Source organism: Citrobacter sp. Cb023 (assembly GCF_030336805.1).
In the GTDB taxonomy this organism is placed as follows: domain Bacteria; phylum Pseudomonadota; class Gammaproteobacteria; order Enterobacterales; family Enterobacteriaceae; genus Citrobacter; species Citrobacter braakii.
In genome coordinates, this window is the sequence record NZ_JAOWCV010000025.1 from 26,513 (window position 1) to 48,618 (window position 22,106).

21 protein-coding genes and 1 other annotated feature are annotated in these 22,106 nt (G+C 52.8%); of the genes, 11 read left to right on the top strand and 10 right to left on the bottom strand.

Annotation, left to right across the window (positions count from 1 at the left end):
- Positions 1-18: 18 nt before the first annotated feature.
- From trpA to trpL, 6 genes are all read right to left on the bottom strand, one after another.
- A complete protein-coding gene (gene trpA, locus OGW44_RS01445) occupies positions 19-825 on the bottom strand; it encodes a tryptophan synthase subunit alpha (RefSeq protein WP_185654653.1) in 807 nt (268 codons plus the stop codon).
- Positions 825-2,018, bottom strand: coding sequence for a tryptophan synthase subunit beta (gene trpB / locus OGW44_RS01450; RefSeq protein ID WP_003020645.1), 1,194 nt, complete (start codon positions 2,016-2,018; stop codon positions 825-827). The genes trpA and trpB overlap by 1 nt, the downstream gene beginning before the upstream one ends.
- 10 nt (positions 2,019-2,028) lie before the next feature.
- On the bottom strand, positions 2,029-3,387 hold the full coding sequence (gene trpCF, locus OGW44_RS01455; protein ID WP_104652193.1) for a bifunctional indole-3-glycerol-phosphate synthase TrpC/phosphoribosylanthranilate isomerase TrpF: 1,359 nt from the start codon (positions 3,385-3,387) through the stop codon (positions 2,029-2,031).
- Between the two features lie 3 nt (positions 3,388-3,390).
- On the bottom strand, positions 3,391-4,986 hold the full coding sequence (gene trpD, locus OGW44_RS01460) for a bifunctional anthranilate synthase glutamate amidotransferase component TrpG/anthranilate phosphoribosyltransferase TrpD (RefSeq protein ID WP_185654652.1): 1,596 nt from the start codon (positions 4,984-4,986) through the stop codon (positions 3,391-3,393).
- Positions 4,986-6,548 (bottom strand): anthranilate synthase component 1, encoded by a 1,563-nt coding sequence (locus tag OGW44_RS01465; protein ID WP_185654651.1) that lies wholly within the window; start codon positions 6,546-6,548, stop codon positions 4,986-4,988. Before OGW44_RS01465 ends, trpD begins: the two co-directional genes overlap by 1 nt.
- 23 nt (positions 6,549-6,571) lie before the next feature.
- Positions 6,572-6,666: a sequence feature (Trp leader region), on the bottom strand.
- Complete coding sequence (gene trpL, locus OGW44_RS01470; protein WP_012905981.1) at positions 6,643-6,687, bottom strand: trp operon leader peptide; 45 nt, start codon at positions 6,685-6,687, stop codon at positions 6,643-6,645. (Overlaps the previous feature by 24 nt.)
- A gap of 135 nt (positions 6,688-6,822) precedes the next feature.
- Here trpL and rnm point away from each other — a divergent pair, with 135 nt between their 5' ends.
- The 3 genes from rnm (at position 6,823) to rluB (ending at position 9,294) form a co-directional block, all read left to right on the top strand.
- Positions 6,823-7,701, top strand: coding sequence for an RNase RNM (gene rnm, locus OGW44_RS01475; RefSeq protein ID WP_185654650.1), 879 nt, complete (start codon positions 6,823-6,825; stop codon positions 7,699-7,701).
- Positions 7,698-8,318, top strand: a complete 621-nt coding sequence (locus OGW44_RS01480) for an L-threonylcarbamoyladenylate synthase (protein ID WP_016153256.1) — start codon at positions 7,698-7,700, stop codon at positions 8,316-8,318. Before rnm ends, OGW44_RS01480 begins: the two co-directional genes overlap by 4 nt.
- Before the next feature lie 100 nt (positions 8,319-8,418).
- Positions 8,419-9,294 carry a 23S rRNA pseudouridine(2605) synthase RluB gene (gene rluB, locus OGW44_RS01485; protein ID WP_006684306.1) on the top strand — a complete coding sequence of 292 codons (876 nt, stop codon included), beginning with the start codon at positions 8,419-8,421 and terminating at the stop codon, positions 9,292-9,294.
- 83 nt (positions 9,295-9,377) lie between these two features.
- Here the strand turns inward: rluB and cobO are convergent, their stop codons facing one another.
- Both cobO and OGW44_RS01495 read right to left on the bottom strand, forming a co-directional pair.
- Positions 9,378-9,968, bottom strand: a complete 591-nt coding sequence (cobO, locus tag OGW44_RS01490; protein ID WP_019076877.1) for a cob(I)yrinic acid a,c-diamide adenosyltransferase — start codon at positions 9,966-9,968, stop codon at positions 9,378-9,380.
- On the bottom strand, positions 9,965-10,726 hold the full coding sequence (locus tag OGW44_RS01495; protein WP_016156651.1) for a YciK family oxidoreductase: 762 nt from the start codon (positions 10,724-10,726) through the stop codon (positions 9,965-9,967). Before OGW44_RS01495 ends, cobO begins: the two co-directional genes overlap by 4 nt.
- A 210-nt stretch (positions 10,727-10,936) precedes the next feature.
- Here OGW44_RS01495 and sohB point away from each other — a divergent pair, with 210 nt between their 5' ends.
- Positions 10,937-11,983: a protease SohB gene (sohB, locus tag OGW44_RS01500; protein WP_016153253.1), complete on the top strand. Its 1,047-nt coding sequence runs from the start codon at positions 10,937-10,939 to the stop codon at positions 11,981-11,983.
- Positions 11,984-12,036: 53 nt separating this feature from the next.
- Here sohB and OGW44_RS01505 read toward each other — a convergent pair whose 3' ends face one another.
- Positions 12,037-12,288 carry a YciN family protein gene (locus tag OGW44_RS01505; RefSeq protein ID WP_003020616.1) on the bottom strand — a complete coding sequence of 84 codons (252 nt, stop codon included), beginning with the start codon at positions 12,286-12,288 and terminating at the stop codon, positions 12,037-12,039.
- Between the two features lie 397 nt (positions 12,289-12,685).
- Between OGW44_RS01505 and topA the strand changes: the two genes are divergently transcribed.
- The 5 genes from topA to acnA all read left to right on the top strand — a co-directional run bounded on the left by topA (position 12,686) and on the right by acnA (position 20,038).
- Positions 12,686-15,283, top strand: a complete 2,598-nt coding sequence (gene topA / locus OGW44_RS01510) for a type I DNA topoisomerase (RefSeq protein ID WP_049269474.1) — start codon at positions 12,686-12,688, stop codon at positions 15,281-15,283.
- Positions 15,284-15,491: 208 nt separating this feature from the next.
- Positions 15,492-16,466, top strand: a complete 975-nt coding sequence (gene cysB, locus OGW44_RS01515; protein WP_016153251.1) for an HTH-type transcriptional regulator CysB — start codon at positions 15,492-15,494, stop codon at positions 16,464-16,466.
- Between the two features lie 293 nt (positions 16,467-16,759).
- Complete coding sequence (locus OGW44_RS01520; protein WP_465251200.1) at positions 16,760-16,921, top strand: YmiA family putative membrane protein; 162 nt, start codon at positions 16,760-16,762, stop codon at positions 16,919-16,921.
- 3 nt (positions 16,922-16,924) lie between these two features.
- Entirely contained in the window at positions 16,925-17,095 is a 171-nt protein-coding gene (locus OGW44_RS01525; RefSeq protein WP_016153249.1) for a YciX family protein, read from the top strand.
- A 267-nt stretch (positions 17,096-17,362) separates the two neighbouring features.
- Positions 17,363-20,038 (top strand): aconitate hydratase AcnA, encoded by a 2,676-nt coding sequence (gene acnA, locus OGW44_RS01530; protein WP_185654649.1) that lies wholly within the window; start codon positions 17,363-17,365, stop codon positions 20,036-20,038.
- A 50-nt stretch (positions 20,039-20,088) separates the two neighbouring features.
- On the opposite strand, the gene ribA is transcribed toward acnA, so the two are convergent.
- Positions 20,089-20,679, bottom strand: coding sequence for a GTP cyclohydrolase II (gene ribA / locus OGW44_RS01535; protein WP_016153247.1), 591 nt, complete (start codon positions 20,677-20,679; stop codon positions 20,089-20,091).
- Between the two features lie 202 nt (positions 20,680-20,881).
- Here ribA and pgpB point away from each other — a divergent pair, with 202 nt between their 5' ends.
- Together pgpB and OGW44_RS01545 are read left to right on the top strand one after the other, a co-directional pair.
- A complete protein-coding gene (pgpB, locus tag OGW44_RS01540; RefSeq protein ID WP_141895320.1) occupies positions 20,882-21,646 on the top strand; it encodes a phosphatidylglycerophosphatase B in 765 nt (254 codons plus the stop codon).
- Positions 21,647-21,795: 149 nt separating this feature from the next.
- Entirely contained in the window at positions 21,796-22,104 is a 309-nt protein-coding gene (locus tag OGW44_RS01545; RefSeq protein ID WP_006684318.1) for a LapA family protein, read from the top strand.
- The last annotated feature ends 2 nt before the right edge of the window (positions 22,105-22,106 follow it).

Below are 22,106 nucleotides of genomic sequence, written 5' to 3' on the forward strand. Positions count from 1 at the left end.
TCTGGCGGTTGATTTAGCTTACTGCCGGGTGGCGGCTTTCATCGCGCTGACAAAAGCTTTCAGCTCAGCCAGCATCTGTTCCGGTGCCGCAACATTTTTCTCAATGATTTTCACAATTGCCGAGCCGGAAATAGCGCCAGCAGCGCCAGCGTCAATCGCGCCGGTTACCTGTTCAGGCGCAGAGATACCAAACCCCTGTAAAGAAGGCGGAGCATCATATGCTTTCAACTTTTCGACCAGGTGATGCAGCGGTAACGCCGCTCGATTTTCTGCACCAGTCACGCCCGCACGCGAAAGCAAATAGGTATAGCCGCGGCCATGAGAGGCTATCTGGCGCAGCAGTTCTTCATCAGCGTTCGGTGGGCAGATAAAAATTGGCGCAATGTTGTGGCGGAGCGCCGCAGCTCTGAATGGCGCGGACTCCTCAACGGGAACATCGGCCACTAACACGGAATCCATGCCCACTTTTTCACACTGGGCGTAAAACTCGTCAATGCCCTTGCTAAACACCAGGTTGGCATACATCAGCAAGCCAATGGGAATCGTAGGGTGCTTCTGGCGAATCAGCGCCAGCATTTCAAAGCATTGCGACGGCGTGACGCCGGCGGCAAACGCACGCAAGGTGGCTTCCTGAATGGTTGGACCGTCAGCCAGCGGATCGGAGAACGGAATACCGAGCTCAAGGGCATCAGCACCGGCGTCAATCAGCGTATCAATGATTTTCAGTGACTGCTCAACAGACGGATCGCCCAGGGTTACGAAGGGGACAAAAGCACCTTCTTTGCGGTCCTTCAGCTGTGCAAACAGGTTTTCGTAACGTTCCATCAGATTTCCCCTCGCGCTTTCAGAATATCGTGTACGGTGAAAATGTCTTTGTCGCCGCGACCGGAGAGATTAACCACCAGTAACTGCTCTTTTTCCGGGTTTTCACGCATCATTTTCAATGCGTGTGCCAGGGCATGGGAGGACTCCAGCGCCGGAATAATCCCCTCGTGCAGACACAGCGTTTTGAAGGCCTCGAGCGCTTCGTCGTCGGTGATCGAAACATAATCGGCGCGACCAATGCTGTTCAGATACGCATGCTGCGGCCCGACAGACGGGAAATCCAGCCCCGCGGAAATAGAGTAAGACTCTTCAATCTGTCCTTCTTCGGTCTGCATCATCGGGGACTTCATGCCGAAGTAAATCCCGACACGACCATGCTTCAACGGTGCGCCATGTTCCCCTGATTCAATCCCATGGCCGCCAGGCTCGACGCCAATCAGACCGACGCTGGTTTCATTAATAAAGTCCGCGAACATACCGATGGCGTTAGAACCGCCGCCCACGCAGGCGATAACCGCGTCCGGCAGGCGACCTTCTTTTTCAAGGATCTGCGCTTTAGTTTCCTCGCCGATCATGCGCTGAAATTCACGAACAATGGTCGGGAAGGGATGTGGACCTGCCGCCGTACCGAGCATATAGTGCGCGGTATCGTAGCTGCCAGACCAGTCGCGCAGCGCTTCGTTACAGGCATCTTTCAGCGTTGCAGAACCGCTGTGAACCGGGATAACTTCAGCCCCCATCAGACGCATACGGAAAACGTTTGGCGACTGGCGTTCAACGTCTTTTGCACCCATATAAATACGGCATTTCAGCCCCAGCAGTGCGCTGGCGAGAGCTGATGCAACACCGTGCTGGCCCGCGCCGGTTTCGGCGATGATCTCCGTTTTCCCCATACGCTTCGCCAGCAACGCCTGGCCCAACACCTGGTTGGTTTTGTGCGCGCCGCCGTGCAGCAAATCTTCACGTTTGAGATATAGCGTAGTGTTGGTGCCTTGAGTAATATTCTGGCATTTGGTCAGTGCAGTTGGACGACCAGCATAGTTTTTCAGCAGGTCTGTAAACTGCGCCTGAAATTCAGGATCCTTTTGCGCGCTGACAAAAGCTTCTTCCAGCTGGCGCAGGGCAGGCATCAGAATCTGTGGCACATACATACCGCCAAATTCACCAAAATACGGATTGAGTAATGTTGTCATGTCCTTTTCCTTAATATGCGCGCAGCGTCTGAAAGACCGAAGCCAAAAGACGTGCATCCTTGATGCCCGGCTGTGACTCTACGCCAGAATTGAAATCGAGACCGGCACAGCCGGTTTTTGCCGCGTCAACGCAGTTATCAGCGCCGAGTCCGCCAGCCAGTAAAACGTTATCCAGCGATTGTCCGCCTAAAAGTGACCAGTCGAAGCGTTGACCGCTGCCGCCTTGACCATTGTCGAATACGTATTTATCGACGTGCTGATAATCACGAGCTGGCAACGTTTCGCTGACGCTTAATGCCTTCCAGATTTGCACCTGTTCGGGTAGCGCGTCGCGCAGGGCGTCAACATAGGCCTGGTCTTCGCTACCATGCAATTGCACGGCTGTTAGCCCCAGAGCCACCGCTGTTTCGCGCACGTCGGTGATCTCTGTGTTGCGGAACACCCCGACATATTGCAGCGGTGCGCCGGTCATGACCTCGCGTGCGCGTTCAACGCTGACCGCGCGTGGCGATGTGGACACAAAAATCAACCCGCCGTATATGGCACCCGCTTCGTATGCCGCGTTTGCATCCTGAGCCCGGGTTAAACCGCAGACTTTATTTTCGCCGAGCAGAACGCGACGCACGGCAGCATGCAGATCATCATGCGACATCAACGCGGAGCCAATCAGAAAACCGTTGGCGAAGTGGCTGAGTTCTCGCACTTGACCATAGGTATTGATACCCGACTCGCTGATGACGGTTACGCCATGACCCAGTCGCGGCGCAAGTTGGCGGGTGCGATTCAGATCAATCGACAGGTCGCGTAAATCACGGTTGTTGATACCGACGACTTTGGCGCCCAGTGCGATAGCACGCTCCAGCTCTTCATCGTTACTGACTTCGGTCAGTACGCCCATTTTCAAACTGTGGGCGACGGCGGCGAGTTGACGATATTGCTCATCATCAAGTACCGACAGCATCAGCAGACAGGCGTCCGCCTGATAGAAGCGCGCCAGGTAAATCTGGTAAGGATCGATAATAAAGTCCTTACACAGAATCGGTTGCGGTGCGATGCGGCTGACGATGGGCAGGAAATCAAAGCTCCCCTGGAAATATTTCTCATCGGTCAGTACGGAAATCGCGGAAGCATATTGTTTATATACGCCCGCAATCTGTGCCGGGTCGAAGTCATCACGGATCACGCCTTTTGACGGAGACGCTTTTTTGCACTCCAGAATAAAGGCGGTGCGTGCACCTTGCAGCGCATCGTAGAAATCACGAGAGCTGGGTTGAACATCATTCTGAAAGCTGGCCAGCGGTTGTTGCTGTTTGCGGGCTTCTACCCAAATCGCCTTGTCTGCGACAATTTTCGCTAAAACGGTTTGCATCATTTACCCTCTTGCTGCCAGTGCAGTGACACGGTCATAGGCCGCGCCGCTGCGCAGTACATTAATCACGGTTTGCGCATTGGCTTTTAAATCTTCTTCACCGTGCAGGCGCATTAACATGGCGACATTCGCGGCAACAGCAGCTTCATGAGCGGCTTCACCTTTACCTTGTAACAAGCGACTAAGAATGTCACGGTTTTCTTCCGGCGTGCCGCCAGCCAGCTGTTCCTGGTGGTAAGGCGTCAGGCCAAAGTCTTCCGCCGTCAGTTGATAGCTCTTGATTTCGCCATCATGCAACTCTGCCACAATGGTCGGTGCATGCAGGGAAACTTCATCCATGCCGCCGCTGTGCACCACGGCTGCCCGCTGATACCCCAACACGCGCAGCGTTTCGGCAATCGGCAGCACCAGTTCCGGACTGTAAACGCCGATCAGCGCCAGCGGCGGATGTGCCGGGTTAATCAACGGGCCGAGGACGTTAAACAGCGTACGGGTTTTCAACTGTTGGCGTACCGGCATAGCATGGCGAAAACCGGTGTGGTATTTCGGCGCAAACAAGAAACACACACCGAGGTCGTCAAGTGCCTGACGGGATTTATCGGCGTTCATATCCAGATTGATGCCAAAAGCCGCTAACAGATCCGAAGAACCCGACTTGCTGGAGACGCTGCGGTTGCCGTGTTTGGCGACTTTCAGTCCGCAAGCGGCCGCCACAAAGGCGCTGGCGGTGGAAATATTGATACTGTTGCTGCCATCACCGCCGGTACCGACAATATCGGCAAACAGATAATCAGGTCGCGGGAACGGGGCGGCGTTTTCCAGCAGCGCGGTTGCCGCACCGGCAATTTCATTCGGGTGCTCGCCGCGAATTTTCATGCTCACCAGCGCCGCAGCCAGTTGTTCCGGCTTCAGTTCACCGCGTACCACGGCGGAGAACAGCTGGTGGCTTTCCTGCTGAGACAGCGTCTGGGCCTGATACAGTTTCTCCAGAATAGGTTGCAGCGTATTAGTCTGTTCGAGTTTCTGTTGCGTCCAGGCCAGCGTTTGCTCCAGCAGACGTGCGCCTTGGGTGGTCAGAATGGATTCTGGATGGAACTGGAAGCCACATACGCGATCGGTATCGTGACGTACCGCCATCACCATGCCGTTAAAGTGGGCGTTGATGGTCAATCCGGCCGGAACGTTGCTGCCAACCAGCGAGTGATAGCGCGCCACCGGCAGCGGATTTGCCAGACCGGCGAACATTGCCTGACCGTCGTGTTCAATGCTGGACGCTTTGCCGTGCAGGATTTCCCCCGCCTGTCCCACGTATCCACCATAGGCCTCGACAATGGCCTGATGCCCCAGACAAATGCCGATGATCGGCAGCTTGCCGCGCAGGCGGGTTAATAGCTCCGGCATGCAGCCCGCTTCGCTTGGCGCACCTGGACCTGGAGAGAGCATCAGCACCGGATTTTTCATGGTCGCTAAGCGGTCTATTAATGTCTGGGCCGGAATATGGTTGCGGTAAATCACCACGTTATGACCGTTAGTACGCAGCTGATCTGCCAGGTTATAGGTAAAAGAGTCGATATTATCGAGCAGCAGAATATCAGCCATTAGAAGGTCTCCTGTGCGTGGTGTGCGGTGGCGATAGCACGCAGAACCGCACGCGCTTTATTACGGGTTTCATCGGCTTCTGACTGCCCAACGGAATCCAGAACAATTCCGGCGCCAGCCTGTACGGTGGCAATACCATCTTCCACGAGGGCGGAACGAATCACAATACAGGTATCCAGATCGCCATGGGCAGTGAAGTAACCTACTGCGCCGCCATAGCTGCCGCGACGACGGCCTTCGGCCTCGGCGATAAGCTGCATGGCGCGAACTTTCGGCGCGCCGCTTAGCGTGCCCATGTTCATACAGGCGCGGTAAGCATGCAGCACATCCAGATCGCTACGCAGCTCGCCGACTACGCGGGAAACCAGGTGCATAACGAAGGAATAACGATCCACTTTGGTGAGATCAGCAACGTAGCGGCTGCCGGGCGTACAGATGCGCGCCAGGTCGTTACGCGCCAGGTCTACCAGCATCAGGTGCTCGGAAAGCTCTTTATGATCGGTACGCATCTCCAGCTCAATACGGCTGTCGAGATCGCGGTCCAGTGAACCGTCCGCACGACGACCGCGTGGGCGGGTCCCGGCAATCGGATAGATTTCAATCTGCCGGCTGGTGGCATCGTATTTCAGCGAGCTTTCCGGAGAGGCGCCGAACAGTGTGAAATCGTTGTCCTGCATAAAAAACATGTACGGGCTAGGGTTACTTTTCTTCAGCACATAGTAGGCCGCCAGCGGTGACGGGCAGGGCAGCGAGAAACGACGGGATGGAACCACCTGGAAAATTTCGCCAGCGCGAATGGCTTTTTGCATACCACGAACCACGGCGGCAAACTCTTCATCGCTCTGATTGCATTCGCAGCGCATGTGCGGAACTTCAGTGACGGGCAGCGGCGGCGTAGGTTCGGTAAGCTGCTGGCTCAGTTGCGCCAGACGGGCATTAAGACGCTGTTTTTCTGCATCGCTGGGGGTAAATATGCTGGCCTGAATGCGGGTGCTTTTCTTCTGGTGGTCGATAACCATGAGCGTTTCTGCCAGATAGAAGCAGTAGTCAGGGCAACGGTTGCCCGCTTCAAGCTGAGGTAAATCTTCAAAACCGGCAACCAGGTCGTAGGAAAACAGACCGCCGAAGAACATCGCTTCACGTTCTTGCGCAGGAACATTAACCAGCTCCTGCAATAAACGGAAGGCATCAAATACGGACAGGGAACATAAGCGGGCGTCTTCATCCAGCAGCGGGCTAACGGCAGGGAATCGCAGATGGCGACCATTCGGCTGTTGTTTGTTCTCAACACCCGCTGGCAGGGCAGCATCCAGCAGCGGCAGCAGCGATGCGCCGTTAGCGGATAATGCCTGAATGGTGACAGTGTCACCGATGGCGGTAATGCGTAATGCGCTGTCGACCAGCAGCAGGCTCTTCAGATCGTCTTTGCTGTCGATATCGGCAGATTCCAGCAGCAGCGTTGCCGGACGTGCGCCACACACCTGATGAAACAGCGCCGTCGGATTTTCACGGTAGGCGGCATCGCAGGCAAGCAGTTCGAGTGTCGGTTTTTGTGTTTGCATCGTTATTCTCATTAATTTTGTTCAAAAAAAAGCCCGCTCATTTGGCGGGCCGGGTATCTGGTTGCATATTGCAGACGTAAGACACTGCCCGAAATCAGGAAGTGCGCCACCAACCGTGCAGAACAAATGTTGCTTTCATCTCAGATACCTTCTTCATGTGAACTTGCGTACTAGTTAACTAGTTCGATGGAATAAAGTCAACACCTGATTTCAGTATATTTGTCTAAACCGCTATGATGAGCGGGTTAAGACATTTAGTGAAACGGGAGCCGCATTGAGCGACACGAATTACGCAGTGATTTATGACCTGCACAGTCATACTACAGCCTCCGATGGGCGATTAACGCCAGAAGCCTTAGTACACCGTGCGGTAGAGATGCGAGTCGGTACACTGGCGATCACCGATCATGACACCACAGCGGGTATTGCGGCGGCAAGAGAAGAAATTTCACGTGCGGGTTTAGCGTTAAATTTGATCCCTGGCGTCGAGATATCAACAGTCTGGGAAAACCATGAGATCCATATCGTGGGTCTGAACATTGATATCGTCCATCCAATGATGTGCGAATTTCTGGCGCAGCAAACGGAACGTCGTCAGCAGCGCGCGTGCCTGATTGCTGAACGACTCGACAAAGCGCATATTCCCGGCGCGTGGGAAGGGGCATTACGCCTGGCTGATGGCGGGGCGATCACTCGGGGGCATTTCGCGCGTTTCCTGGTGGAATGCGGAAAAGCCACAACCATGGCGGATGTCTTTAAAAAATATCTTGCTCGTGGGAAAACCGGTTACGTTCCGCCACAGTGGTGTACAATAGAACAAGCTATTGATGTCATTCATCATTCTGGCGGTAAGGCAGTTCTGGCTCATCCTGGGCGGTACGATCTTAGCGCTAAGTGGCTGAAAAGACTGGTTGCGCATTTTGCTGAACATCACGGCGACGCGATGGAAGTGGCACAGTGCCAGCAGTCTCCCAATGAACGCACCCATCTGGCGACGCTTGCGCGTCAGCATCAACTGTGGGCATCGCAAGGGTCTGATTTTCATCTACCCTGCCCATGGATTGAGCTGGGTCGTAAACTCTGGTTGCCCGCAGGCGTAGAAGGCGTCTGGCAACTTTGGGAACAGCCCGAGACCACAGAGAGGAAAGTATGAGCCAGTTTTTTTATATTCATCCCGAAAACCCACAGCAGCGCCTGATCAATCAGGCCGTTGAAATCGTGCGTAAAGGAGGGGTGATCGTCTATCCAACTGATTCCGGCTATGCGTTGGGTTGCAAAATTGAAGATAAAGGCGCAATGGAGCGCATTTGTCGCATCCGTCACCTGCCGGACGGGCACAACTTTACGCTGATGTGTCGTGACCTGTCCGAACTGTCGACCTATTCGTTTGTCGACAACGTGGCCTTCCGTTTAATTAAAAACAACACGCCGGGCAACTACACGTTCATCCTGAAGGGGACGAAAGAAGTACCACGTCGACTGTTGCAGGAAAAACGTAAGACCATCGGCTTGCGTGTACCCTCGAATCCGATTGCGCTGGCGCTGCTGGAAGCGCTGGGCGAGCCTATGCTCTCTACATCACTGATGCTGCCGGGCAGCGAATTTACCGAGTCAGATCCGGAAGAAATCAAAGATCGTCTGGAGAAAGTGGTGGATTTGATTATCCACGGTGGATATCTCGGCCAGCAGCCAACCACGGTCATTGATTTAACCGATGATTCCCCGGTGGTATTGCGCGAAGGCGTCGGCGACGTTAAACCTTTCTTATAAGGGCGCGAACCGCTATACTACGCGGCCTTAAAATGGCGCTGACTGGCGCCGTTGATTCTCCTGTTCGACGCCTGTGAAGGCGACATCTAAAGGAAGCTCTATGAGCGAAAAGTTACAAAAAGTGCTGGCGCGCGCTGGCCACGGTTCTCGCCGTGAAATTGAATCCATAATTGCCGCGGGTCGCGTGAGTGTTGATGGCAAAATTGCCACGCTCGGCGATCGCGTTGAAGTTACGCCGGGTCTGAAAATCCGTATCGACGGTCATCTGATTTCGGTGAAAGAATCTGCGGAGCAAATCTGCCGTGTTCTGGCTTATTACAAGCCAGAAGGTGAACTGTGTACCCGTAACGACCCGGAAGGTCGTCCGACCGTGTTTGATCGTCTGCCAAAACTGCGCGATGCGCGCTGGATTGCCGTGGGACGTCTGGACGTGAATACCTGTGGTTTACTGCTGTTTACCACCGATGGCGAACTGGCGAACCGTCTGATGCACCCAAGCCGCGAAGTTGAACGTGAATATGCGGTGCGTGTGTTTGGTCAGGTTGATGACGCGAAATTGCGCGATCTGAGTCGTGGCGTGCAGCTGGAAGATGGTCCGGCCGCATTTAAAACGATCAAGTTCAGCGGCGGTGAAGGGATCAACCAGTGGTATAACGTCACGTTGACCGAAGGGCGTAACCGTGAAGTCCGTCGCCTGTGGGAAGCCGTGGGCGTGCAGGTAAGTCGTCTTATCCGTGTACGTTACGGTGATATCCCACTGCCGAAGGGCCTGCCGCGTGGCGGCTGGACGGAACTTGACCTCGCGCAGACCAACTATTTGCGTGAACTGGTGGAACTGAAGCCGGAAACCACCTCTAAAGTTGCCGTCGAGAAAGATCGTCGCCGTATGAAGGCAAACCAGATCCGCCGTGCGGTGAAGCGCCACTCTCAGGTTGGCGGCAGCCGTCGTCCGGGCGGTCGCAGCAACAACGGTTAATCATGAGTAGGCCTGATAAGCAACGCGCCATCAGGCGTTAGCGTGGAGCCGGATGCGGCGTAAGCGCCTTATCCGGCCTACTGTCAGTAATCGATCCCCATCTGGGCTTTCACGCCCGCTTCAAAGGCGTGCTTAACCGGCCGCAGTTCGCTGACCGTATCCGCTAACTCCAGAATATCGCGATGACATCCACGACCGGTGATAATAACCGTTTGATGGGCAGGGCGCGCGTTTAGGGCATTGATGACCTCGTCGAGTGGCAGATAGTCGTATGCAACCATGTAGGTCAGCTCGTCCAGTATCACCATATCCAGCTCTGCGTCGGCCAGCATCCGCTTGCCGTGTTCCCATACGGCCATGCAGGCTGCGGTGTCGGACTCGCGGTTCTGCGTTTCCCAGGTAAATCCTGTCGCCATGACCTGAAACTCAACGCCGTGGGGTTCGAGTAAGTTTCGTTCACCGTTTGGCCACGTCCCCTTAATAAATTGCACTACGCCGACTTTTTTACCGTGGCCTACTGCGCGCGTGGCGGTACCGAATGCGGCGGTGGTTTTACCCTTACCATTTCCGGTGAACACAATAATAATCCCGCGCTCGTCTTTGGCGGCGGCAACACGGGCGTCAACCCGGTCTTTTACGCGCTGCTGGCGCTGCTGATAGCGTTCTTCACTCATTGGGCGATTCCTGGTTTACGGCCCGGCTGGGCATCGAAAGTCATACCGGTTTTACGGCGGCTGTCATCGCCCATCAGCCACAGGTACAGCGGCATAATATCGGCGGGGGTTTTCAATTTTTGCGGATCTTCCGTCGGGAACGCGCTGGCTCGCATGCCGGTACGCGTTCCACCAGGATTGATACAGTTTACGCGCAGGTGGCGGTTCTGATATTCATCAGCCAGAACCTGCATCATTCCTTCGGTAGCAAATTTGGAGGTGGCGTATGCCCCCCAGTTGGCGCGCCCCTGGCGACCGACGCTGGAGGAGGTAAAGACCAGCGATCCGGCATCGGATTTGAGCAACAACGGCAGCAATGCCTGAGTCAGCATAAAGGTGGCGTTCACGTTTACCTGCATCACGTCCTGCCATACCTGCGGGTTTTGCTCGCTCATCGGGCAAATGTCACCGAGCAATCCGGCATTATGCAATACGCCATCCAGACGCGGGAAATGCGCGGCAATGCGCTGTGCGAGCTGGTGGCATTCGTCAGACGTACAGGTGAGCAGATCCAGCGTGAACCAGTGTGGTTGCGTACCTTTTTCTTCGGCGATGGAGCGGGCAACCTGACGCAGTTTTTCTTCGTTACGCCCTAACAGAATCACGGTCGCGCCGTAACGCGCGTAGGTCTGTGCGGCTTCACGCCCGATACCATCGCTGGCACCGGTGACCAGAATAATGCGGTCCTGTAGAAGATCTTGTTTCGGTTGATAATGCACGGCTACTCCTCGGCGACGTCCTGGCCATCTCGTTCGCGATAACTTTTGGGCTTTATGCCTTAAACCCTGTTCTTTTTCAATCAGCCAAAGGCAATAACACCGCAAAATGAACGCGTTGTCATGCTTTTTACTGAATGGATGAAGCAAGACGGGTTAACAAGGCTGTTGTACACTGAGCGAAAGTAGCGTTGTTTAACCAAGGTGGGTCACGTGGAATTGTTGTCTGAATATGGGTTGTTTTTGGCAAAAATTGTCACTGTCGTGGTGGCTATTGCGGTGGTAGTTATGCTGATCGTAAACGCGACACAACGCAAACGTCAGCGTGGGGAATTGCGGGTTATTAATCTCAGCGATCAATATAAAGAGATGAAAGAAGACCTGTCGCTGGCTTTATTGGATGGGCATCAGCAAAAATTCTGGCATAAGGCGCAGAAAAAGAAACACAAACTTGAGGCGAAGGCCGCTAAGGCAAAAGCGAAACTGGGAGACAGTACGTCATCTGATAAACCACGGGTATGGGTACTTGATTTTAAAGGCAGTATGGATGCCCATGAGGTCAGCGCATTACGCGAAGAGGTGACGGCAGTGCTGGCGGTCGTTAAACCCCAGGATCAGGTCGTGGTTCGTCTGGAAAGTCCGGGCGGCGTAGTACACGGCTATGGCCTGGCCGCGTCCCAGTTACAACGTCTGCGCGATAAGCAGATCCCGCTGACCGTTACGGTAGATAAAGTCGCTGCGAGCGGCGGATATATGATGGCTTGCGTGGCGGATAAAATTGTCTCGGCGCCGTTTGCTATTGTCGGCTCTATTGGCGTTGTGGCACAGATCCCGAACTTTCACCGCTTCCTGAAAGGGAAAGATATTGATATCGAACTGCACACCGCCGGACAGTATAAGCGTACGCTGACCTTACTTGGTGAAAACACGGAAGAAGGGCGGCAGAAATTCCGCGAAGATCTGAACGAAACCCATCATCTGTTTAAAGATTTTGTACAGCGCATGCGTCCGGCTCTGGACATTGAACAGGTTGCCACGGGTGAGCACTGGTTTGGTCAACAGGCGCTGGCCAACGGGCTGGTGGATGAGATCAATACCAGTGATGAGGTGATCCTCGGACTGATGGACGGTCGTGACGTATTGAACGTACGTTATCTGCAGCGTAAAAAACTGATGGACCGTTTTACCGGCAGTGCCGCCGAGAGCGCCGATCGTTTACTGATGCGTTGGTGGCAGCGAGGACAAAAACCGCTGATGTAAAATTGTAATTGCCGGATGAGGCGCAGCCGTCATCCGGCAAATCATTTCTCGTGTTAATCGATCAAGTGATACTTTTCAGAAAGTACGTGCGCCAGATGTTTAAACATATTAAACACCGCCGTACTTTTGGGCGTCGGTAGCCCTTGCTCGTCTAAAAAGTAATCTCCGCTGAAAACCAGCACGCCATTTCGCTGCGTTACGCCGGTGGCGACAATCCCCGCCAGCGTGTCCTCATGCTCACGAATGATTTTGTTGGCTTCAATCAGCAGTGTTTCGCGATCGATGGGTTGAGTGTCTTTATGCATTATTTACTCCTTAAACAAGGACATTAGTCTACGCCGAGCCCGGCTTATGGGCAAATATTCCCTGACTTAAATGAAGGTCTTACGACAGTGTTGCAAGTGGCGAGATTTGTTTTTGCATGCTAATAAAGTTGCGTAACGCATTTTATCAGGTACAGTGTGACGCTTTCGTCAATCTGGCAACAGATTTGCTTGACATTCGACCAATACTCCGTCGTGCTATAGCGTTTGTGAGCGAAAAAGCCTGTTAACTCAGTTACATGAGAGTTACATTACAAGCGCGAATCAGTTTAAGGGTTGATATCCGCCGACGCAGAGACCATATCGATGTCTCGTCGCCAGTGGAAGGTGAATCAACGTGCGACGCATTCTGGAAGAATCAAATTAGGTAAAGGTGAATATGGGTAAAGCTCTTGTCATCGTTGAGTCCCCGGCAAAAGCCAAAACGATCAACAAGTATCTGGGTAATGACTACGTGGTGAAATCCAGCGTCGGTCATATCCGTGATTTGCCGACCAGTGGCTCAGCAACTAAAAAGAGCGCCGACTCAACCTCCACCAAAACGGCTAAAAAGCCCAAAAAGGATGAACGTGGCGCTCTCGTCAATCGTATGGGTGTTGACCCGTGGCACAACTGGGATGCGCGCTATGAAGTGCTGCCCGGGAAAGAAAAAGTTGTTTCTGAACTGAAGCAACTGGCTGAAAAAGCCGACCACATCTATCTCGCAACCGACCTTGACCGCGAAGGGGAAGCCATTGCGTGGCACCTGCGGGAAGTGATCGGCGGCGACGACACCCGCTACAGTCGCGTGGTGTTTAACGAAATTACCAAAAACGCTATTCGTCAGGCGTTTGAAAAGCCGGGCGAGCTGAACATCGACCGCGTCAATGCGCAACAGGCGCGCCGCTTTATGGACCGTGTTGTGGGCTATATGGTGTCGCCGCTGCTGTGGAAAAAAATTGCGCGAGGCCTGTCAGCAGGCCGCGTACAGTCGGTTGCCGTGCGTCTGGTGGTTGAGCGTGAACGCGAAATCAAAGCATTCGTTCCTGAAGAGTTCTGGGAAATTAATGCTAACACGACCACGCCAGGCGGTGACGCGTTACCGCTTGAGGTGACGCATCAGAATGATAAACCGTTCCGTCCGGTCAACCGGGAACAAACGCTTGCCGCCGTTAGCCTGTTGGAAAAAGCGCGCTACAGCGTTCTGGAACGCGAAGATAAGCCGACCAGCAGCAAGCCGGGTGCGCCGTTCATCACCTCCACGCTACAGCAGGCCGCCAGCACGCGTCTGGGCTTCGGCGTGAAGAAAACCATGATGATGGCGCAGCGCTTGTATGAAGCGGGCTACATCACTTATATGCGTACTGACTCAACCAACCTGAGCCAGGATGCGGTGAACATGGTTCGCGATTACATCAGCGATAATTTCGGCAAAAAGTATCTGCCGGAGAGCGCGAACCAATACGCCAGCAAAGAGAACTCGCAGGAAGCGCACGAAGCTATCCGTCCTTCCGATGTCGCCGTTCAGGCGGAATCGCTGAAAGATATGGAAGCGGATGCGCAAAAACTGTATCAGCTGATCTGGCGCCAGTTTGTTGCCTGTCAGATGACGCCTGCTAAATATGATTCCACCACGCTGACGGTGGGCGCGGGTGATTTCCGTCTGAAGGCGCGTGGTCGTATTCTGCGCTTCGATGGCTGGACGAAAGTGATGCCTGCGCTGCGTAAGGGCGATGAAGACCGCATTTTACCAGCGGTGGATAAAGGCGATACGTTGACGCTCATCGAACTGACACCTGCGCAACACTTTACCAAACCGCCTGCGCGCTTCAGTGAAGCTTCGCTGGTGAAAGAGCTTGAAAAACGTGGTATTGGTCGCCCATCCACGTATGCGTCGATCATTTCTACGATTCAGGATCGCGGTTATGTTCGCGTTGAGAACCGTCGCTTCTACGCTGAAAAAATGGGTGAAATCGTCACCGATCGTCTGGAAGAAAACTTCCGCGAACTGATGAACTACGACTTTACCGCGCAGATGGAAGACAGCCTCGACCAGGTGGCAAATCACGAAGCCGAATGGAAGGGCGTACTCGACAACTTCTTCACTGATTTTACTCAGCAACTGGATAAAGCCGAGAAAGATCCTGAAGAGGGCGGTATGCGTCCGAACCAGATGGTGCTGACCAGCATTGATTGCCCAACCTGCGGTCGCAAGATGGGTATTCGTACCGCCAGCACCGGCGTTTTCCTGGGTTGTTCTGGCTATGCGCTTTCCCCGAAAGAGCGTTGCAAAACCACCATTAACCTGGTGCCGGAAAACGAAGTGCTGAACGTGCTGGAAGGCGACGATGCGGAAACCAACGCTTTGCGCGCCAAACGTCGCTGCCAGAAGTGCGGCACGGCGATGGACAGCTACCTTATCGATCCCAAGCGCAAGCTGCATGTATGTGGTAATAACCCTACCTGCGACGGCTATGAGATCGAAGAAGGCGAATTCCGCATCAAGGGTTATGACGGTCCTATCGTTGAGTGCGAGAAATGTGGCTCTGAAATGCACCTGAAAATGGGACGTTTCGGCAAGTACATGGCGTGTACCAACGACGAGTGCAAAAATACCCGTAAGATCCTGCGTAACGGTGAAGTTGCTCCACCGAAAGAGGATCCGGTTCCGTTGCCAGAACTGCCGTGTGAAAAATCTGATGCGTATTTCGTGTTACGTGATGGTGCTGCAGGTATCTTCCTGGCGGCAAATACGTTCCCGAAATCACGTGAGACACGTGCGCCGCTGGTTGAAGAGTTGTACCGCTTCCGCGATCGTCTGCCGGAAAAACTGCGCTATTTGGCAGATGCGCCGCAGACTGACCCGGACGGCAACAAGTCCATGGTTCGTTTCAGCCGTAAAACCAAGCAGCAATACGTTGCTGCGGAGAAAGACGGTAAGGCGACCGGCTGGTCCGCGTTCTTCGTTGACGGTAAATGGGTTGAAGGGAAGAAATAACAGCATTCCGGCTGAGTTTCTCCTCAAAGGGTCGCGTAAGCGGCCCTTTTTGTTTCTGGCGTATTATTTTTTGTCATCCCTATACAGCTCACATAGAAATGATATAGTGGTTATAGTTAACACACTTTTTATTATTAAATCGTATTAGCAGCGCCAACGAGCCTGCTCTGAAACGATGATTTGATGGCGCAAATCGGGATGGCTTAACATGAAATTACAGCAGCTTCGCTACATTGTTGAGGTGGTGAACCACAACCTTAATGTCTCCTCAACGGCGGAAGGGCTTTATACCTCGCAGCCAGGTATCAGTAAGCAAGTTCGTATGCTGGAAGATGAACTTGGCATCCAGATTTTTGCCCGTAGCGGTAAGCACCTGACCCAGGTTACGCCAGCGGGGCAGGAAGTCATTCGAATTGCGCGAGAAGTTTTGTCGAAGGTGGACGCCATTAAGTCCGTCGCTGGCGAACATACCTGGCCGGACAAAGGCTCACTGTATATCGCCACCACGCACACTCAGGCGCGTTACGCTTTGCCAAACGTTATTAAAGGCTTTATTGAGCGTTATCCACGCGTCTCATTGCATATGCACCAGGGATCGCCGACGCAGATCGCCGAAGCCGTCTCGAAAGGGAATGCCGATTTTGCTATCGCGACGGAAGCCCTGCACCTGTATGACGATCTGGTGATGCTGCCTTGCTACCACTGGAATCGTTCGATTGTCGTTACGCCAGACCATCCGTTGGCGGGCAAATCCGCCGTGTCCATTGAAGAACTGGCGCAGTATCCGCTGGTGACCTACACGTTCGGATTTACCGGACGTTCGGAACTGGACACCGCGTTCAACCGTGCGGGTCTGGAGCCGCGTATAGTTTTTACCGCGACCGATGCCGATGTCATTAAGACCTATGTACGCCTGGGCCTCGGCGTGGGGGTAATTGCCAGTATGGCGGTTGATCCTGTCTCCGACCCTGACCTGGTGCGCGTTGATGCCCATGATATCTTCAGCCATAGCACCACCAAGATTGGTTTTCGTCGCAGCACTTTTTTACGCAGTTACATGTATGATTTTATTCAACGTTTCGCGCCGCATCTGACGCGTGATGTGGTGGATACGGCGGTGGCGCTACGTTCCAACGACGATATTGAAGCCATGTTTAAAGATATTAAATTGCCTGAGAAATAATAACGGCTGTTACCTCGTCGGTATCCTCAAACATAAAGCGATACCGACGGCAGAGTCTGAATCTATTCAATATTTTTCCTCTATATATTAACCATATATTGTTTATGGTAAACACTTGCTAAAGTAGTTTCAAATTAGTAAGGACGCCAAAAACCCCTCTCAAATATTTATAACCGATCAAATAATTAATTTATTTATCAGGTCGAGTATGAAAATTAACTGGCTTTTTTTGACCTTTTTTATTAGGATTCCTCCTATCTGATGATTAATTGTACCGATTGTTTGGTGCTTAAATGATAAGTGATTTCGATAGTATGAGGTTAGCGATGCCTTCAGGAAACCAGCCAGCACGCCGGGATCCCGTCATGAAACGTAAAGCCTGGTTCGCTGTGTTTCTTGGCTCTGCCGTGTTCTGGATTATTGTCGCGCTCGTGGCCTGGAATGTGTGGGGGTAGGTCATGTCCACACTGGAACAACGCTCCACCGTGATGCCATCTCCGGATGACCATGAACAAGAGAGTCAACGCAGCGCAGAGAATAAGCCGAATATTCCAGCGACCTGGAAACTCTCTCCTGAACAACGGGCGTTTATCGATCTGTTTGCGGATGATGATGAACAGAAACAATAATTGATACGAATTTTATAATTATAATTAGTTCGTTGTCTTGTACTACAAATATTTTATTCCGGGCAATCGTGATGAGCCATGCTTATCACCGTATTAACCTTGACCGCTTAAACCTTTCTCCTCGCCAGATACTTCAGTTGCCCCTTTTGTAGCCCTCCACTTTTATCAATTTGAGTTGTTATCAAAGCGTTACATTTTGTTTGTGTTATCTTTAATACTAACCCTGAGGAAAATCAGGGGATCCAACCCTGTCATTAAGGAGGAGCTATGTCGTCGACCCTACGAGAAGCCAGTAAGGACACATTGCAGGTTAAAGATAAAACCTACCGTTACTACAGTCTGCCGCTGGCCGCTAAATCACTGGGTGATATCACCCGTTTACCGAAATCGCTAAAAGTTTTGCTGGAAAACCTGCTTCGCTGGCAGGACGGTAATTCCGTTACCGAAGATGATATTCATGCGCTTGCGCATTGGCTGAAGACCGCCCATGCCGATCGAGAAATTGCCTATCGACCTGCTCGTGTTCTGATGCAGGATTTTACCGGCGTGCCGGCGGTGGTCGATCTCGCCGCCATGCGCGAAGCGGTAAAACGTCTGGGTGGGGATACGGCAAAAGTGAATCCGCTTTCGCCAGTGGATCTTGTCATTGATCACTCGGTAACGGTGGATCGTTTCGGTGATGATGATGCTTTCGAAGAAAACGTGCGCCTGGAAATGGAACGTAACCATGAACGTTATGTGTTCCTGAAATGGGGACAGCAGGCATTTAGTCGCTTCAGCGTTGTACCGCCGGGTACGGGGATTTGCCACCAGGTTAACCTTGAATATCTTGGCAAAGCTGTCTGGAGCGAGTTACAGGACGGTGAGTGGGTGGCTTATCCCGATACACTGGTCGGTACCGATTCCCATACCACGATGATTAATGGTCTCGGTGTGCTGGGCTGGGGCGTTGGAGGCATTGAAGCTGAAGCGGCAATGCTGGGTCAACCGGTCTCAATGCTGATCCCGGATGTTGTGGGCTTTAAACTGGTGGGTAAACTGCGGGAAGGTATCACTGCCACCGACCTGGTTCTGACCGTCACCCAGATGCTGCGTAAGCACGGTGTAGTCGGTAAATTCGTTGAATTCTACGGTGATGGGCTGGACACCTTACCTCTGGCCGATCGAGCAACCATTGCGAACATGGCACCGGAATACGGCGCAACCTGCGGTTTCTTCCCGATCGATGACATTACCCTTGAGTATATGCGTCTGAGCGGGCGCAGTGAGGAACAGGTTGAGTTGGTCAATGCCTATGCCAAAGCGCAGGGAATGTGGCGTAACCCAGGGGATGAACCTGTGTTTACCAGTTCGTTGGAGCTGGATATGGGCAGCGTAGAGGCAAGCCTTGCTGGACCGAAGCGTCCGCAGGATCGGGTGGCGCTGGCTGATGTGCCGAAAGCCTTTTCGGCGAGTAATGAACTCGAGGTGAATAGCTCGCTGAAAGACCGTCAGCCAGTGGACTATACCATGAGCGGTCAGCAGTATAAGCTGCCGGACGGCGCGGTGGTGATAGCCGCTATCACCTCTTGTACCAACACCTCAAACCCAAGCGTATTGATGGCGGCGGGGCTGCTGGCGAAAAAAGCCGTCACGCTTGGTTTGAAACGTCAGCCATGGGTGAAAGCCTCGTTGGCGCCAGGATCGAAGGTGGTTTCCGATTATCTGGCAAAGGCTGGGTTCACTCCGTACCTTGATGAGCTGGGATTTAATCTTGTGGGTTATGGCTGTACCACCTGTATTGGCAACTCTGGACCCTTACCCGATCCTATCGAAACAGCCATCAAAAAAGGCGATCTTACAGTTGGGGCAGTGCTTTCTGGAAACCGTAACTTTGAAGGTCGTATCCATCCGCTCGTGAAGACCAACTGGCTGGCGTCTCCGCCGCTGGTGGTGGCCTATGCGCTGGCGGGGAATATGAATATCAACCTGACGAAAGATCCGTTAGGCCATGACAGAAAAGGCGATCCCGTTTATCTGAAAGATATTTGGCCGACAGCCAAGGAAATTGCCCGCGCCGTTGAGCAGGTCTCTACCGCCATGTTCCACAAAGAGTATGCTGAAGTCTTTGAAGGCACGCCAGAATGGAAAGCAATCCAGGTTGATCGCGCTGATACCTATGGCTGGCAGTCTGACTCGACCTATATCCGTTTGTCACCGTTCTTCGATGGTATGCAGGCTACGCCGGATCCGGTTCAGGACATTCACGGTGCGCGTATTCTGGCGATGCTCGGAGATTCTGTTACCACCGACCATATTTCTCCTGCCGGCAGTATTAAGCCAGACAGCCCAGCGGGGCGTTATCTGCAAAGCCATGGCGTTGAGCGTAAAGATTTTAACTCCTACGGTTCACGACGCGGGAATCATGAAGTGATGATGCGTGGTACCTTTGCCAATATTCGTATTCGCAATGAGATGGTACCTAGCGTGGAAGGTGGCATGACGCGTCATTTGCCGGGAACCGAAGTGGTAGCTATTTATGATGCGGCCATGCAATACCAGCAGGAGAACGTGCCTCTGGCGGTGATTGCCGGGAAAGAATATGGATCCGGCTCCAGCCGTGACTGGGCGGCGAAAGGCCCACGTTTGCTGGGAGTTCGCGTGGTTATCGCAGAGTCTTTTGAGCGAATTCACCGTTCTAACCTGATTGGCATGGGCATTTTACCGCTGGAATTCCCGCAGGGCGTCACGCGTAAAACGCTGGGATTAACCGGTGAGGAAGCGATCGATATTACGGACCTACAAAACATTAAACCGGGGGCGACAGTTCCGGTGAGTATGGTACGCGCAGATGGGCGTAAAGAGGTGATTCTATGCCGCTGTCGCATTGATACCGCGACGGAGCTAACGTATTACCAAAACGACGGCATTCTGCACTACGTGATTCGTAATATGTTGAATTAAAATGCAAAAAAGCCTGCGAGAGCAGGCTTTTTGATAGGCGGTGACAACGATTATTTGCCCAGCAAATGTCCCATCTTGGCGGCTTTGGTGTCCAGATAATGTTCATTTTTTGGATTACGGCCCACGATCAGCGGCACGCGTTCAACAATATTGATTCCCGCTTCGGTCAGGATTTCTACTTTTTTCGGGTTATTGGTCAGCAAACGTACCGCATCCACGCCCAGCAGCTTGAACATATCGGCACACAGCGTGAAATCGCGCTCGTCTGCCGCAAATCCCAACTGATGATTCGCTTCAACGGTATCATAACCCTGGTCCTGCAACGCGTAAGCGCGGATTTTGTTGAGCAGACCAATGTTGCGTCCTTCCTGACGGTGATAAAGCAGAATGCCACGCCCTTCTTCAGCAATGTGGGTGAGGGCCGCTTCAAGCTGGAAACCGCAATCGCAACGCAGACTAAACAGCGCATCGCCGGTCAGACATTCGGAGTGGACGCGTGCCAGGACAGGTGTTTGGCCTGTGATATCGCCAAAAACCAGTGCGACATGATCGTGTCCGGTTGCCAGTTCTTCAAATCCCACCATCAGGAAATCACCCCAGGGGGTTGGCAGTTTGGCTTCTGCCACACGTTTAAGCTGCATGTAATTCTCCAGATTATGCTGGCACTCGTCGTGCCTTCGCCTGTCGGCTTCTGTTCTGTATTACACTATTTTGCCATAAGGCAACGACGTTCACCTAATCGCGACCACGGATTCGCTTTTGGAATGGCACAAAATTGTCAATTTTCCCGACGTGTGAATTTTTCAGTTATGATTGTGATACTTATCGATGAAAGGAGAGGCAATGCTGTCTATTGCAAAGCGCACCGCAGTGGGGACCGGGCTGCTACTTATCATGCCGGTTGCCGTATGGGTATCAGGCTGGAGCTGGCAGCCGGGGCACAATGTCTGGTGGTTAAAGACCTTGTACTGGGTAACGGAAACGGTGACGCAGCCGTGGGGAATTATCACTCACGTTGCGCTTTGTGCATGGTTTCTGTGGTGCCTGCGTTTTCGTCTTAAAGCCGCGGTAATGCTGTTTGCTATTCTGGCAGCGGCGATTTTAGTGGGACAGGGCGTGAAGTCCTGGGTAAAAGACAGGGTGCAAGAACCGCGACCTTTTGTCGTGTGGTTGGAAAAAACGCACCATATTCCGGTTGATGAGTTCTACACTTTAAAACGTAAAGATCGTGGGCATTTAGTCAAAGAACAATTGGCCGAACAGCAGGATATTCCAACGTTTTTACGCAAGCACTGGCAAAAAGAAACGGGGTTTGCCTTTCCGTCCGGACATACGATGTTTGCCGCCAGTTGGGCTTTACTGGGCGTAGGGCTGTTATGGCCGCGCAGACGTACGCTGACGATTGTATTTTTGCTGATCTGGGCGACCGGCGTGATGGGCAGCCGCTTGCTGTTAGGCATGCACTGGCCCCGTGATTTGGTGGTGGCAACGCTGATTTCGTGGCTGCTGGTGACGCTGGCAACCTGGCTTGCACAGCGGGTATGCGGACCATTAACCCCACAAGTGCAGGAGAAAAAAGAAATCGCGCAGCGAGAACAAGAAAGCTAGCGATGATTGATTTTTGAAATTTTGCCCTTAAATCATAAAGTGGAAAGCGCTTTTCCGTTTCGCACTCGTTGTGAAAATGGTAATTTAAAGGGCTCAACGCGGTAAGTTGGACACGATTTATTCGCTCAAACCACATAACGGGAAGTAATGTGAAATATTTACTCATTTTCTTACTGGTGTTGGCGATTTTTGTTATTTCGGTGACATTGGGTGCGCAAAACGATCAACAGGTTACGTTTAATTACCTGCTGGCTCAGGGTGAGTATCGTATCTCTACGCTGCTTGCTGTATTGTTTGCCGCAGGGTTTGCGATTGGTTGGCTAATTTGCGGCCTTTTCTGGCTGAAGGTTCGTGTGTCTCTTGCGCGCGCCGAACGTAAAATCAAACGACTGGAAAACCAGCTTGCGCCTGCGACCGACGTTGCGGTATCTGCCGATTCGTCGGTTGTGAAGGAATAATT

Bases quoted from the DNA above. Each gene is read 5' to 3' on its own strand.
- trpA (WP_185654653.1), bottom strand. From the start codon at position 825: ATGGAACGTTACGAAAACCTGTTTGCACAGCTGAAGGACCGCAAAGAA.
- trpB (WP_003020645.1), bottom strand. From the start codon at position 2,018: ATGACAACATTACTCAATCCGTATTTTGGTGAATTTGGCGGTATGTAT.
- trpCF (WP_104652193.1), bottom strand. From the start codon at position 3,387: ATGCAAACCGTTTTAGCGAAAATTGTCGCAGACAAGGCGATTTGGGTA.
- trpD (WP_185654652.1), bottom strand. From the start codon at position 4,986: ATGGCTGATATTCTGCTGCTCGATAATATCGACTCTTTTACCTATAAC.
- OGW44_RS01465 (WP_185654651.1), bottom strand. From the start codon at position 6,548: ATGCAAACACAAAAACCGACACTCGAACTGCTTGCCTGCGATGCCGCC.
- OGW44_RS01480 (WP_016153256.1), top strand. From the start codon at position 7,698: ATGAGCCAGTTTTTTTATATTCATCCCGAAAACCCACAGCAGCGCCTG.
- rluB (WP_006684306.1), top strand. From the start codon at position 8,419: ATGAGCGAAAAGTTACAAAAAGTGCTGGCGCGCGCTGGCCACGGTTCT.
- cobO (WP_019076877.1), bottom strand. From the start codon at position 9,968: ATGAGTGAAGAACGCTATCAGCAGCGCCAGCAGCGCGTAAAAGACCGG.
- OGW44_RS01505 (WP_003020616.1), bottom strand. From the start codon at position 12,288: ATGCATAAAGACACTCAACCCATCGATCGCGAAACACTGCTGATTGAA.
- topA (WP_049269474.1), top strand. From the start codon at position 12,686: ATGGGTAAAGCTCTTGTCATCGTTGAGTCCCCGGCAAAAGCCAAAACG.
- cysB (WP_016153251.1), top strand. From the start codon at position 15,492: ATGAAATTACAGCAGCTTCGCTACATTGTTGAGGTGGTGAACCACAAC.
- OGW44_RS01520 (WP_465251200.1), top strand. From the start codon at position 16,760: ATGATAAGTGATTTCGATAGTATGAGGTTAGCGATGCCTTCAGGAAAC.
- OGW44_RS01525 (WP_016153249.1), top strand. From the start codon at position 16,925: ATGTCCACACTGGAACAACGCTCCACCGTGATGCCATCTCCGGATGAC.
- acnA (WP_185654649.1), top strand. From the start codon at position 17,363: ATGTCGTCGACCCTACGAGAAGCCAGTAAGGACACATTGCAGGTTAAA.
- ribA (WP_016153247.1), bottom strand. From the start codon at position 20,679: ATGCAGCTTAAACGTGTGGCAGAAGCCAAACTGCCAACCCCCTGGGGT.
- pgpB (WP_141895320.1), top strand. From the start codon at position 20,882: ATGCTGTCTATTGCAAAGCGCACCGCAGTGGGGACCGGGCTGCTACTT.